Consider the following 14174-nt stretch of genomic DNA (forward strand, 5'->3'; position numbering starts at 1 on the left):
CGGGAGCCGTTGACCGGGCGGGCGGGAGGGAGGGAGGATGGGAGGACCGGGTCAGGACCGGTGGGCGGCGCGTCCAGCGGTCGCCGGGCGGGGCCGGCGCCGGAACGGCCGGGAGAGGCCGAGGCGGAGGATCACCTCCAGCGCCCGGATCACCTCCAGCGTGTTGATCTTCGACTGGCCGGCGCGGCGGTCCTCGAAGATGATCGGCGTCTCGCCGATCCGGCAGCCGACGAGCCGGCACCAGTAGAGGATCTCTTCCATGAACGAATAGCCGCGCGACTGGACCTGGTCGAGGTCCAGCTCGGCCAGCTTCGAGACGCGGTAGCAGCGGTAGGACCCGCTGTTGTCCTTCGAGGGGAGCCCCAGCAGCAGCCGGGCGTAGGTGTTGATCCCCCAGCTCATCAGCCGTCGCCGGGCGTTGAACATGCCGCTGTCAACCCCTCCGCCGGGGACGTAGCGAGAGCCGATCATCACGTCATAGCGGTCCATCCCGGCCAGCAGATCGGGGATGAACCGGGGCGGGTGGCTGAAGTCGGCGTCGAGGTTGATCAGCTGGTCGTAGCCTCCCCGGATGGCGAAGCGCATCGCCTCGAGGATCGCCGTGCCGAGCCCCTGCTTGCCGGAACGGTGGAGGACATGAACATCGGGCAGTTCCTCGGCCAGCGCGTCGGCGACTCGGCCGGTGCCGTCCGGGGAGTTATCGTCGATGACGAGGAGGTCGGCGTGAGGGGCATAATGGCGGATCGCTCGGACCAGGGGGACGAGGTTCCCGGCCTCGTTGTAGGTGCAGAGCGACACGACCAGGCGCGGAGGCCGGCTCTCCCCGGGGCTCGATGGTGATGGTGAGACGGTCATGTCGGGTCCGGGACGGCTCGGGGCCGACCGGTGCGTCCTCGCCGCCGATCGGGTCGGAACGCGGACGGGGGCAAGTCCGGCCATGAGACACTTCCTCTCCTGGGGCACCCTAGCATAATCCGAGGCGATCGAATCGCGGAACCCAGTCGCCCGGACGAGCCGGCCCGGTCGATCGTCGGGACGAGGATGGGGGAAGGACAGGTGCCGCCCACCGGGGCCCGGGCCTGGGATCCGGAGGATTGGTCCGGATCGCCCGCCGAGGCCACTTGCGCGAGGTCCCCCCGCGGGATCGAGGGGCACGGGAGCATCATTTGGCAACGCGCGACGGCACCTGCCCTCCCGAGCGATCCCGCCCCCCGCGAGGGGCGGGAGGTCGCGTCTCCTTGGTACTCGTTATTCGGCGAACGGTCCAGCCACGTTGAGCCATTCCGGTACGGGCGGCCGGAGACGCCCTCGGGGTGCTCCTCCCCCGGTCGCCCCCGGCCGGCCCGGCCCCGGTTGGTTCATTCCGCGTCGCTGGACGAGCCGAGGTGCGAGAAGAGGCGGCTATAGGGGGCGAACTCCTGGCCCGACTCGGCCCGGACCTGCGCGGGGCGCCGGCCTCCCCCCCCTCCCTCTCCCCCGGCTCCGGCGACCGCATTGTCCCCGAGGACGTCCAGGCCGCATTCCGGGGCGGCGTCGCTTCCGGGATCGGCGGCCCAGGACACCTCCCGGATCGCTCGGGACCACTCGGATCGGGCCTGGATCGCCGCGTAGGGATCCGAGATCGCCTCGGTCGTCGGCTCGGCCGGTTCCTCCTCCACCGAGACTTCCCGGAGAGCCGGGCCGGAGGAGCCGGACCGCCGGGCCTCGGCCGGAATCGCTCCCGGCTCCGAGGTCGGCTCGGGGGAGGGCTCATCCCCCTCGGCCCAGCCGACTTCGATCAGGCCGTCCTCGAACCGGAGGGGAGGCCTCACCTCCCCCAGGCTCGGTGAAGGGACCGCCTCGATCCGGGGCGATCGGAGTGACTCGGGAGCCTTCGGGGACGAGCGGGCCGGGGAGGAGTCCTCGGAGCGATCCGGGGAGGGCCGCCAGACCGGGGAGGGCACCGGGGAGATTGGAGCGGCCGGCTCGATCGGCGACGACAGCCGATCCGACAGCCGGATCAGCCTTCCGGGGTTGCCCAGAGACCGGGCGTGCAGCGCCTCGATCTCGGATCGGGACCACTCCCGACCGGGAGCCGCCGCTCGGAGCAAGCTGCCGGCCTCCTCCGCGTCGATAGGGCCGAGCCGGACGTGACCGGCCAGCCGGGCGTCGAGCGACTCCCAGGCCCGCTCCCGGATCCGGAACGCCAGGCCCGTCCGGCCGACCAGCACCATGCCGGCCGGGCCGTCCGGGCGGCCGAGGCGGTTGGAGAGCAGGCGGAACTCCTCCAGGGCGGCGTCGGAGGCGTTCTGGGCCTCGTCGAGCACGAGGACCCAGCGGCGGCCCTCCTCGGCTTGCTCGGCCAGCTCCTCGGCGAGGGTCGAGCGCGGGTCGGGATCGGTCGCGGCGTCGGCCCGGCCCAGGGCCCGGAGCATTCGGCGAACCAGGGCGAGCCCGTCGTCGGACGGCGCGGCGTCGATCCCCAGCCACCGGCCCAGGCCGTTCGGCTGCGCGGCGAGGCACCGCCAGGTCCAGGTCTTGCCCGAGCCGGCCTCCCCGGTCAGCAGCACCGGGCCGAGGCCCTGGGCCAGGGCTCGGCGGCAATCGGCGATCGCGACGGCCCGACTCGGCAGCGCGAGCTGGGAGAGGACGCCGGGGGGGCCGAGCCGGTCGCGTTCCGTCGCGGCCCGGTCGGGGACGAATCGTGGGTCCATCGCCGCCACTCTCCTGCTCCTCGAGCCGGCGGGCTCGCCGGTCGCCCGATCCCGGGCCGGATCGTCCCGATCGCTCGGTCCCCGGCGCCGACATCAGACGTCCTCGTCGTCGCCCGGTCAGTCATCCTCCCCTCATATCGGAGAGCGCCGCCCCGGGCCTTGACCCCGTTCATCGCCTCCGGCCGCCTCCCGCCGCCGTCGCGGCGGGGGAACCGGATCGGGCAAAATCCCGAGATGACGCAAAAGAAATCGCTGGCGCAGGCCGTCCTGGCGATTCGAGGTTTCGGCGGCCGACCGGCGACGGGAACGCGGCCGGGGCCCGGCCGTGGACCGTCGGCCCTCGTCTTGAGGAACCTCGGGGACCGGGGGCGTCATGACCTCAGGCCCGAGAGCCCCCGGGCCTGAGAGTTGCCGGGACCTCCCGAGAGCCCCTCGACGATCCGCCTCCCGGCAGGGGAGAGGACGATCAGGCCCCGCCGGAGCGGACGGGGTGGTCGGGAGCGGCGTGCACCGGCTCCCTTGTCGGGGCGGGAGCGTGATGGCCGGGAGCCCCGGCCCGATCTCGGCCGGTGTCGGCGTCGAGGCCGGAGTGCCGGTCGCGCTCGTAGGGCTCGCTCAACGGGATCTCGTCCTCGATGTGGTGGTCGGCCGTCACCGGCCGGCCGAAGGCGTCGAGGACGTCGGCGTAGATGGCGTACAGGCAGGGAACCAGGAAGAGCACGAGGAGCGTGCCGAAGCTCAGCCCGAAGGCCAGGCTCGTGGCCATCGGGATGAGCACCTGCACTTGCAGGCTCTTCTCCAGCAACAGCGGGATGAGCGCGGCCACCGTCGTCAACGAGGTCAGCAGCACCGGCCGGAACCGCTGCTTGCCGGCCTCTCGGAGGGCGAGACGGACCGCCTTGCCCTCGGCGACGTTCGAGTTGATGAAGTCGATCAGCACGATCGAGTCGTTCACGATCACGCCCGCCAGCGCCACCAGGCCGAAGACGCTGAAGAGCGTCAGCGGCAGACCCATCAGCAGGTGGCCCCAGATGGCCCCCACCAGGCCGAAGGGGACGATGATCAGGATGAACAGCGGCTGCAAGTAGGAGCGGAACTGCGCCGTCAGCAGCACGAACATGGCGAACAGCGCCACCACGAAGCCGACCACCAGGCTGCCGAAGGATTCCTGCGTCTCCCGCTCCTGGCCCTCCCACCGGACTCGGATCCCCGGAAACTCCTCGAGCAGCGCGGGGAGGAAGGCGGTCTGGAGGTCCTGGGTGATCTCTCGGGCGTTGGCGACGGCCTCGTCGACGTCGGCGGTGACGGTGATCGAACGCTGCTGGTCGATCCGGTTGATCGCCGAGTAGCCGCGACGCACCTCGACGGCGGCGAGTTCCTCGATCGGCACCTCGCCGGCCTCGGGGGTGCGGATGCGGATCTCGCGGAGGTTGGCCAGGCTGCCGCGCTGCTCGGGGGGGTAGCGGACCATCAGCTTGACCTCGTGCCGGCCGCGCTGCAGCCGCATCACCTCCTCGCCGTAGAAGGTGGAGCGCACCGTCTGGGCCAGCTCGTTGGTGTCGATCCCCAGCGCCTCGGCCGAGGGCTTGACGCGGAGCTGGATCTCCGGCTTGCCCGGCTTGCTGTTGTCGGCGATGTCGAAGACCCCCTCATACTCCGAGAGCCGGGCCTTGCACCGCTCGACGACCTCCTCCAGGTCGTCCATGTCCTTGCCGGTGAGCTGGAACTCAATCGGCTTGCCGCCGGGGCCGGTGTTGCCGGCGCCGAACTTCAGCTCGTCGAAGCCCTGGACCAGCGGCAGACAGCGCTCTCGCCAGCGGTTGACCAGCTCGAAGCTGCTGATCGGGCGGTCCTGGCCGCCGACCATCTCGGCGAAGACCATGCCGATGTTCGAGCCGGTGGTGGACATCGACGCCCCCGGGCCGCCGCCGGCCGTCTCGGCGTAGCCAATCGACCGGGAGATCGTCCGCACCGGGGGCCGGCCGGTCCGCTCGGCGATCTCGGCGTGCAGCGCCTCGATCTGGTCGGCGATCCGACGGGTCGCTTCCTCGGTCACGCTGGCCGGCGTGCCGGCCGGAAAGGTGACGTTCGCGGTGATGTAGTTCGAGTCGAAGTCGGGGAAAACCACGAACGGCACCAGCCCGCTGGCCACCAGGCCGAACGAGCCGATCAGCACCGCCAGCATCGCCGAGACCAAGGCCACCGGCGCCCGCAGTGCGGTCTTCAGGGCCGGCTCGTAGACGCTCTCGATGACCCAGCGCAGGCCGCCGTCGACGCCGCTCCGGAGCCCGTGATACGCCGTCACCACCGGGTTGCCCCGCCACTTCGAGCGGGCCTCGGCCCGGCGGTCACGCAGCGCCCGCACCACCCAGACCCAAAGAAAGAGCGGTGTCAGGAGCCAGCAGAGAAGCCGGCCAACGAGCGAAAGGATCGGCGCCCGGCGGTGCGACAGGTGGTTCGGCAGGATCAGGATGCTCTCCCCCAGCGACGACAGCAGCATCGAGCAGACGACGATCGGCATGATGTAGATCACCTTGCCGAGGGTCCCCGAGACGAAGAACATCGGCAGGAAGGCGAAGATCGTCGTCGTCACCGACGCCAGCACCGGCCCGGAGACTTCCGTCGCCCCGTCGATCGCCGCCCGCACCGGGGACTTGCCCATCTCCCGGTGCCGGTAGATGTTCTCGCCGACGACGATGGCGTCGTCGACCACGATGCCCAGCGCCAGCAGGAAGGCGAAGGTCGAAACCATGTTCAGCGTCACGTCCGCCGTCCCCATGACGATGAACGAGCCGCCGATGGCCACCGGAATGCCCATCGCCACCCAGAAGGCCAGCCTCAGGTCGAGGAACAGGGCCAGCACGACGAACACCAGCGCCAGCCCTTGCAGGGCGTTGAGGGTGAGTGTCTCCAGCCGCTCCCGCACCAGGATCGACTGGTCGTCGAAGACCTCAGCCCGGTAGCCGGGGGGCAGCTCCAGCCCCTTCACAAAGTCGCGGACCTCGCCAACGATCTCGATCAGGTCCTCGGCCCTGGTCTTCTGGACCATCAGCACGATGGCCGACTGCTCCCCCTGCCCCGTCGCGGGGCCGACCTCCGGATCGGCCAGCGGCTCGGGGAAGCGGACCCAACTGCGGCGGGCGTCGTCGGTGAAGCCGTCGTGCACCGTGCCCAGGTCTTCCACCCGAAGCACGGCGCCATCGGGGCGGGTCAGAAGCGGGAGCAGAGCGATCTCGTCGCCGGTCAGCCGCTTGTTCTTCCCCCGGACGAGGTACTCGCTGGAACGGGCTTTGATCTCGCCCGCGGGCAGCTCGATGTTCTCGCGACGAATCACGGCGCCGACCTGCTGGAGGCTCAGGTTGTGCCGCCGGAGCGTCTCCTCCGGGATCTCCACGTCGATCTGGTAGTCGCGCACCGCCAGCATCTCGACGAGGGAGACGCTGGGCAGCTCCAGCAGGTCGTCTCGAACGCGCTCGGCCAGGTCCCTGAGCTGCAGGTCCTCGCGAAGCTGCCACTCGCGACGGGCGGTGTCGTCCAGCCCCTCGGGCATCCGGCCGCCGCCGATGACGGCCACTCGGATGGCCGGCTCGCGGAAGCTGAGCAGCTTGACGTCGGGGTCCTCGGCCAGCAGCGGGAAGCTGGGGATCTGGTCGACCTCCGACCGGATCTCGTTGAGCACCTTCTGCGGATCGCCGACGTTGCTCCGCAGCTCGATGGTGACGCTCCCCATCCCCTCGGAGGCCACCGAGGTGATCTTCTTGATCCCGTCAACGGCCCGGACCGCCTCCTCGATCTTCTGGCAGATCCCCTCCTCCACCTCCGCCGGACTAGCGCCGGGGTACGGCACCGAGACCGTGACGATCTCCAACTGGAACTCCGGGAACAGCTCCTTCTTCAGCCCCAGCAGCGACACCACGCCGACCAGGACCACGGCGACCATCAGCGTGTTGACGGCCGGGCCGTTGCGCACAACCCACTGGACGATCGATCTCACCGCGGGGCTCCTTCGGATAAGGGGAGGGGACAGGATAGGTCGGAGGGACGGGGAACGGTCGGGGCGACACGAGCCAGAGCCGCGATCCAGCCCCGCTCCCCGCGATCGATCCGGCCGAGGGGCTCAGCGAGGAGTCGGACAGAGGCGGCCGGACGCCCTCCCCGCCCGCTCCCCCCCGAAGCGGGAGGACAACGGGGTCGGGCCTACTGGCGATCCCACACGTCGGGGTCCTCCCCCGCTTCCGAGGCGAGCGGGCCGAGGTCGTTTGCCGTCCCGGGGGACGAGGCGACCTCCACCTCCATCCCGTTGACCGGCGCCTCCAGCGGCGAGACGACCAGCGGAGCGCCGACCGGGATCGGGTCGCCGGGGCCGTCGGCCCGGATCAGGACCGAATCCTCCAGCACGCGGACCGGCTCGACGCGGTGGATCGCCAGGCGGCCATCCTCGACCAGCCAGATCTCGTCGTTGGGCCGGAAGGCGGCCCGGGGGATCGACCGCAGGGGGATGTCCGGGTCGACTCCCAGAAAGGTGACGGTCACGAACATCCCCCGGCGCAGGCCCTCGGGGGCGGGCACTTCGACCCGGCAGGGGATGGTCCGGGTCCGCTCGTCGAGGCCGGCCCCCTCGAACCGGGCAAGCACCCCCTCCCAGGTCGCCCGCTGGCCGGCGATGGCGTGGGAGATCTCCGCCTGGGCGTGCGGGATCGAGTACGGGTCGTCCTCCACATCGGCCAGCGGGGCGTCGCCGCCGGCCAGCCAGTACAGGTCCTCGAGCCGGAGGCTGCAGCGGACCTCCATCGTCCCCGTGTCCTCGATCGTCACCAGGCGGTCCCCCGGCCGGGCGTAGCCGTCCTGCTCGATGTTCACCTCGTGGATTCGCCCGGCGACCGGAGAGGAGATCACCGTCCGCTCCAGGTCGTAGGCCACCTGGTCCAACTGCGCCAGGATCCGACGCCGCTGGGCCTCGAGCCGGGCGCGGCGGCTGGCGAACATCCGGCGATCGTTCTGCAGCCGCTGGAGGTTCTGGCGGGCGGTGAGCACCTGGGCGTCGGCGGCGTCGCGATCGGAAACCGACGAGGCGTTGCGGGCGATCAACTGCTCGACCCGGACCTGCTCTCGGCGGCGGAGGTCGACCTCCTGCTCGGCCAGGGCGATCAGCTCCTCGGTGTTGCCGATCTCCGTGTCGAGCTGCTCCAGGTCGGCCTCGACCTGGGCCAGCTCGGCCTGGAAGGTCTCCCTCTGGATCTCCAGCGGCCGGGGATCGAGCCGAAGCAGCAGGTCGCCCCGCTTGACCGTCCGGCCGGCCCAGCAGGCGTCGGTGCGCTCGACGACTCGGCCGTCGACCTCGGCCGAGAGCGTCACCTCGCGCTTGGGCACCACCGTGCCGTTGACCTCGATGCTGAACCCCCCCTCCGGCGCCAGGGCCACCGGGACGACCTCGACCCGAGGCACCTGCCGAGCGCGCTCGACGCGCTGGGGAGGCTCCTTCGAGGCGACCAGCCCGGCGAAGACGGCCACTCCCCCAGCCAGGATCACCCCGGGGAGGATCACGTTACGGAACAGCCGACCGATCATCGCGCTCGCCCCCCGCCGCCCGGCTCGGCCGCGCCGGCCCGGCTGCTGACCTTGATATTGATGTGCTCAAACCCGGACCACGAGCCCGGATCCACAATCCGCTGGAGCATCTCCTTCAACCGCCCCCGCTCCTCCCCCGAGAGCGGCCCGAGGCAGTCGTCCTCGGTCCTCTCCGCGATCCGGTTCGCCTGGCGGAGCAATTCCTGGCCCGAATCGGTCAGGTGCACCCGGTGCGCCCGGCGGTCGACCGGATCCGGCTGGCGGCGGACCAGGCCCAGCCCCTCCATCTCGTCGAGCACGCCGACCATCGACGCCCGATCAATGCAAACCGACTCGCCCAGCCGCTGCTGCCGAACCGGCCCGAAGTGGTCGATCGTGGCCAGGATCGCGACGTGCTTGAGCTGCACCCCCAGCGGCTCCAGCTCCTCCTCGAACCGGGCCCGGAAGCGGTGCGCCGCCATCGCCAGCAGGAACCCGAACCGCTCCCGGGCGGGGCTCCTCCTCGGATCGAGCGGCCCCTCGTCTCGCCGCTCCGGCTCCTCGGCGGGCGACTGTTCCATTCGATCTCGCATCCCGTCCCGGCCCCGCGGCGTGGTGGAGAGGATCGGCCAGCCGGCCTTTCCCCGACTCGCCAATCGGGCCCATCGCCCGGAAGCGCTCCGCTCCGGATCGTCCGGCCCCCAAACCGTTCGCAACGCTGACTATTTCTATGCCAGACGGATTGACCGACAAGACGGAGTCCGTGAATTTCCCGCAATCGTCTCAACTTCACACCGTTCTCCTTCACACCATTCTCCCTGGGGAGCCCGAGGACGGCAGGGAAGCGGTCGCCGGGAGGGCTCGCCGGGAGCGGGAGGGGGGGCACCGGGCCGGCGGTTGAGATCGCGGAGCGATCGGGGTATCCTGCGGCCAGTCGGGGAGGGCCCGGCCGGTCGAGACCGGCGGCGTCCTCGACCTTCCTCCGAATGCGCCCGGCCCTAATCCCCAGACCGACCGAGAGACCGCGCCATGGCTCCCCTCGACCCGCCGACGCCGATCGCCGAATGGACCGTCGACCGCCTCCGCGTCCGGGTCTTCGAGGACCGAGCCCGCCTGGGGAGGGCGGCGGCGGCCGACGTGGCCGGGGCGATCGCTTCCCGGCAGCGGCAGGCCGGCCGGGCCAACGTCATCTTCGCGGCGGCCCCCAGTCAGGATGAGTTCCTCACGGCTCTGGTCGGCATGGGCCAGGTCGACTGGTCCGGCGTCGTCGGCTTCCACATGGACGAGTACCTCGGCCTCGACGCCGACCATCCCGCCAGCTTCCGGCGCTACCTGCACGAGCACATCTTCCGCCTCGCCAACCTGCCTCCCGACCGCCTCCGCCTGATCCCTGGCGAGCAGACCGACCGCCCCTTGAAGACCTGCCTCGACTACGAGGATTTGCTCCGCGCCGAGCCTCCCGACGTCGTTTGCGCCGGCATCGGTGAGAACGGCCACCTCGCCTTCAACGATCCTCCCGTGGCCGACTTCCTCGACCCGGTGCTCATCAAGGTCGTCCGCCTCGACCACGCGTGCCGGGTCCAGCAGGTCAACGACGGCTGCTTCCCCAGCCTCGACGACGTGCCCACGCACGCCTATACGCTGACCGTCCCCGCCCTGCTCTCGGCCCCGGTCGTCTCAGTGGTGGTTCCCGGCCCGCGCAAGGCCGACGCCGTGCTCGCCACCCTCAATGGGCCGATCTCCGAGAGCTGCCCCGCCACCGCCCTCCGCCGCCACGAGGGGGCCGTGCTCTACCTCGACCGCGACTCGGCCCGCCTGGTGCTCTGAGCACGCCCTTCCAGGGCGGCTGACCCTGAACCGGAGGGGCCGGGGGCGGGCCGACCCTGGCGAGGGGCCTCCCGATTCCGGGGTCGACACGACCCCGGCCACCCTGTTTTCGCGAGGCGAGGCGCCCATGAGCGAGACCCGGGGGCACCGATCGGACTCCGTCCGCCCGGCGGGGCCGGCCCCGCTCCGACGACGGCGAAGGGCGCACCCGCTGACCTTCCTCGCGGGGCTCTGCGCGCTGTTCATCGTCTACGGCACGACGATTCCATTCCTCCCCGAGGACGACCCGATGGCTCTGGCCGAGGGCTGGCGCCTGGCCCTCGATGCCGCCTCCCTGCGCAGCTCCCGGACCGACCGGGTGGCCAACATCCTGCTGTTCCTCCCGCTCGGGGCCTCGATCGCCGCCCGGCTGGGGAGGGCCGGGATCGGGCCGATTGGGGCGGTCCTGGCCGCCTCGGCGGCCGGATCGGCGCTGAGCGTCGGCGTGGAGACCGCGCAGATCAACCTCCAGATGCGCGTCACCTCGGTTTCCGACGTCCTGCACAACACCGCTGGCTCGGCCTTCGGGGGGCTCCTCGGCTGGCTCGCCTCCCGGGCGGTCTGGCCGGTGATCCGGCCCCGGCTTCGGCTCCTGGCGAGGTCGAGGCCGATGGCGACCCTGGCGATTGTCGGTGCGGCGGGCTGGGCGTTCGTCGAGCTGGCGCCGTTCGTTCCCAGCGCCGACGTCGGCGACCTGAAGCAGGCCGTGAAGGCCAGCCGCCCCATCCCCTTCGGCCCTTCGGTCGACGGCCGGCGTCCGGACCCGGCCCCCGGGGGTCGCGCCGTCGAGGCGCTGACCTGGGCGCTGCTGGGAGGGGCCGTCGCGCTGGCGATGCGAGAGGCCGGCCTCTCGGGCGTTGGCCTGGTCCTCGGGACGGTGGCCGTGTCGGCGGCCGTCGTGGCGGGGGCCGAGGTCCTCCAGCTTGGCTTCCCCGGCCACGTGACCGACGCGACCTCGGTTCTCTTCGCCTCGGCCGGGGCGGCGGCGGCGGGCCTGGCGGTGGCGAGCCGGCCCCGGGAGCCCTCCGGGGCCTGGATTGGCCCGGCGCTGGCGGTCTGGGCCTTGGCGGTGCTGATCGACGGCGCCCGGCCGCTGGACACCCTCGGCCCTCCCCGGGGGCTCGACATTCGCATGGCCTTCCCCTTCTACTCCTACTTCTGGTCCCCGCCGACCGCCGCGCTGGCCACCGCCTCCGAGAAGGTCGCGACGATGGTGCCGCTCGGCCTGCTGCTGGCCGCGGGCTCTCGCCGGTGGACGCCGGCCCGATCGGCCCGTGTCGGCTTCGCGTCGGGGGTGGCGATCGAAGTGGTCCAGGTTTTCAACGCCTCCCGGACGCCGGACCTGACCGACGGCGTGCTCGCCGCCGCCGGCGCCTGGCTCGGCGCCTCGGCCTGGCGGGCGTGGGACTCCTCTCGGACCGATGGTCGCTGAACCCTCGGCGTCTTCGGCGCCATGATCCGGGACGGGTGGCGAATGATCGAGCGACGACCGGACGCCTCCCGTCCCGACCTCGGAGAGGACCCCCCGATGGCCGATCTTGATCCCCTCGCGCCTCCCGAGGCCCGCCCCGACGCGAGCCGACCGGAGAACCGCCCCCGGCGCGACGGGAGCGGGTCATCGGGTGCGCAGCACCAGGGTGCCGGCCATCTTGTCGTGCAGGGCCTGCCGGCGAGGGTCCCAGAGCACCATCAGGTAGCCGATGAGCAGCAGCAGCGCGGAGAGGATCTTCCCGAGCTCCCTCCCAAGCGCCCTGGGGAACGAGATCCGGCGGCCGTGCAGGTCGGTGACCTTCAGCCCGAGCGCGGCCTTGCCCAGCGTCGCTTGCATCGTCGAGCTGGTCAGGCCGGCGTAGTAGGTCACCCCGATCGCCAGCCCCAGCAGGTTCAAGAAGAACTGAGGACCTTGCTCCTGAGGGTCGATCCCCAGGGTGAGCATCACCAACCCCAGGCTGAGGCCGAGCACAAAGCCGATGATCCCGACCAGCAACTGGTCGATGACCATCGCCGCGAACCGGCGGAGGAAGTTCCCATAGCCGACGTACTGCCCGAAGGCGGCCCTCGCCTTCTCGGCCGGGTCGCTGACCTCCGGGGCGCGATACGGGTTGTCGAAATCGGCGTTGAACATCTCGTCCTTCGACATCGCAATGCTCCCCCTCGTCGTCACCACAGCGCAAGGCCGGCCCGGCGCCGGGGGCCTTCGAGGCCCGATTCCCGGCGGCCGGGCCGAGGAACGAACGGCCGGCCGCTCGCCCGATCACTCGGGCAGCGGCTGGTCCTTTGTCTCCGGAGCGAATGGCAGGGCGAGCAGCCCGATGACGAAGGCGGCGCACATGGTCACCCCAGCGTACCGCAGCGGCAGGGACGGGTCGATCGCCGTGTAGCCGTCGTAGAGCAGAACCAACATCCCCAGCGCCAGCGGCCCGGCGGCGGCCACCAGTCGGCCGACGTTGTAGCAGAACGACGTGCCGGTGCTGCGCAGCCGGGTGGGGAACAGCTCGGGGAAGTAGATCGCGTAGCCGCCGAACAGGGCGATCTGACAGAAGCCCATGATCGGGATCATCCAGTACACGTCCCAGAACCCGGCGATCCGGCCCAGGAACAGGAAGGTGAAGGCGGTGGCCGCCATCGCCAGCAGGAAGGTCAGGAAGAAGGTTGGCTTGCGGCCGATCCGGACGGTGACCAGCGCGAACGCGTAGATGCCGAAGAAGGCGCCGGCGTTTTGGACCAGCGAGACGTAGCCGGTCCACTGGGTCAGCTTGGCGTCGACGAACGGTTTGACGTCCGGGTGCCGGCGGAGGAAGGAGTTCAGCGCCAGTTCCTCGGAGGAGGCCACGACGTATTCGACCCCTTGCTCGGGCTCGGCGGGGATCTCGGCCTTGTCGGAGACCATTCGGACGGTGCCGTCGGCGAGCCGGCGGTGGAACTCGGCGGTTGGCGCCTCGGTGAGCCCCTGCTCGGCGGCCATGGCGACGGCCGTCTCGCTGAAGACGTCCCGGATCAGGTCGAAGCTGAAGAAGCCGATCCCCCACAGCCCGACCACGCCGGAGAAGGCCAGCAGCATGCCGACGATCGTGTTCCGACGCCATCGGCGGTCGCCGAACAGCTCCGACAACGAGCCGAGCTTCTGCGCCACCGGGGCCCCGGAGGAGTCGGCCGAGGCGGGCTCGCCCCCGTCCCCGTCCCCCGGCGCGAGGCCGGCGGTGGCCTGCCAGCGCTCAGGCTCCTTCAGCCGCATGCGGATGACGATGGCCAGCAGCGCCGGCAGCGTGCCGATGAGGAACATGATCCGCCACCGGCTGATCCCGGTGTCGGCAATCGAGCCCAGGCCGATGGCGATCATTGCCGCGGTCATGTTCCCCACCGCCGAGAGCGCCTGGAGCCATCCCAGGGCGCGGGCCCGGGCGTGGTCGGGCATCACCTCGGCCACCAGGGCGACGCCCACGGCGAACTCGCCTCCCACTCCCAGGCCGGTGAGGAAGCGATAGAAGGCGAAGTCCCAGACGCCGATCGAGAAGGCGCTCAGGCCGGTGAACAGCGAGTAGACGAGGATCGTCAGCAGCATCGTCTTCGCCCGGCCGATCTTGTCGCCGAGGATGCCGAAGAACAGGCCGCCGACGGCCCAGCCGACGATAAAGATCGAGGTCGCGATCGTCCCGACGGCGTTCACCTTGGCCGGGTCGCCGGTACCCAGCAGCTCCTCCATCGCCGGCTTGCGGGCGAGGTTGAAGAGCTGCTGGTCCATCGTGTCGAACAGCCAGCCCAGCGCGGCGACGGCGAGCACGAACCAGTGATACCCCGTCAGCCCGCGGTACCACGGGCCCTTGCCGACGTCGAGGGCGGCGTCGCCGGCCCCGGCGTTCGGTTCGGCGTGCATCATGACTTCCTCCGGACGATCGGATCGGATCAGATCGAATTCCTTCGCGTCGGGACGGGCCGCCCCCCGGGGTGACGCGCTTCTGGCCCGGCCCGGCCCGGCCCGGACCGGCCCGGTCCGGCCTGACCTGGCCGGGAGGGCCGACCGGACCGAACCGGACCGGACCGGACCGAATCGGACCGAACCGGGTCAGA

Annotated in this window: 9 protein-coding genes; 2 read left to right on the plus strand and 7 right to left on the minus strand. The window is 71.3% G+C overall.

Annotated elements, in window-relative coordinates; all coding sequences use genetic code 11:
- Positions 1–51: 51 nt before the first annotated feature.
- The 5 genes from TsocGM_RS10540 to TsocGM_RS10560 all read right to left on the minus strand — a co-directional run bounded on the left by TsocGM_RS10540 (position 52) and on the right by TsocGM_RS10560 (position 8821).
- Positions 52–939 (minus strand): polyprenol monophosphomannose synthase, encoded by an 888-nt coding sequence (locus tag TsocGM_RS10540; protein WP_233578730.1) that lies wholly within the window; start codon positions 937–939, stop codon positions 52–54.
- Positions 940–1358: 419 nt separating this feature from the next.
- On the minus strand, positions 1359–2693 hold the full coding sequence (locus TsocGM_RS10545; protein ID WP_126725304.1) for an ATP-binding protein: 1335 nt from the start codon (positions 2691–2693) through the stop codon (positions 1359–1361).
- A gap of 466 nt (positions 2694–3159) precedes the next feature.
- Positions 3160–6687 (minus strand): efflux RND transporter permease subunit, encoded by a 3528-nt coding sequence (locus tag TsocGM_RS10550; RefSeq protein ID WP_126725306.1) that lies wholly within the window; start codon positions 6685–6687, stop codon positions 3160–3162.
- 203 nt (positions 6688–6890) lie between these two features.
- Positions 6891–8261, minus strand: coding sequence for an efflux RND transporter periplasmic adaptor subunit (locus TsocGM_RS10555; RefSeq protein ID WP_126725307.1), 1371 nt, complete (start codon positions 8259–8261; stop codon positions 6891–6893).
- Positions 8258–8821, minus strand: coding sequence for a MarR family winged helix-turn-helix transcriptional regulator (locus tag TsocGM_RS10560; RefSeq protein WP_158633483.1), 564 nt, complete (start codon positions 8819–8821; stop codon positions 8258–8260). Before TsocGM_RS10560 ends, TsocGM_RS10555 begins: the two co-directional genes overlap by 4 nt.
- A gap of 448 nt (positions 8822–9269) precedes the next feature.
- Between TsocGM_RS10560 and TsocGM_RS10565 the strand changes: the two genes are divergently transcribed.
- Complete coding sequence (locus TsocGM_RS10565) at positions 9270–10067, plus strand: 6-phosphogluconolactonase (protein ID WP_126725311.1); 798 nt, start codon at positions 9270–9272, stop codon at positions 10065–10067.
- A gap of 127 nt (positions 10068–10194) precedes the next feature.
- Positions 10195–11538, plus strand: a complete 1344-nt coding sequence (locus TsocGM_RS10570) for a VanZ family protein (RefSeq protein ID WP_158633484.1) — start codon at positions 10195–10197, stop codon at positions 11536–11538.
- A gap of 183 nt (positions 11539–11721) precedes the next feature.
- On the opposite strand, the gene TsocGM_RS10575 is transcribed toward TsocGM_RS10570, so the two are convergent.
- On the minus strand, positions 11722–12246 hold the full coding sequence (locus TsocGM_RS10575; RefSeq protein ID WP_126725314.1) for an RDD family protein: 525 nt from the start codon (positions 12244–12246) through the stop codon (positions 11722–11724).
- A 114-nt stretch (positions 12247–12360) separates the two neighbouring features.
- Entirely contained in the window at positions 12361–13980 is a 1620-nt protein-coding gene (locus TsocGM_RS26970; protein WP_391732145.1) for an MFS transporter, read from the minus strand.
- Positions 13981–14174 lie beyond the last annotated feature (194 nt).

It is taken from the genome of Tautonia sociabilis, assembly GCF_003977685.1.
In the GTDB taxonomy this organism is placed as follows: Bacteria; Planctomycetota; Planctomycetia; order Isosphaerales; family Isosphaeraceae; genus Tautonia; species Tautonia sociabilis.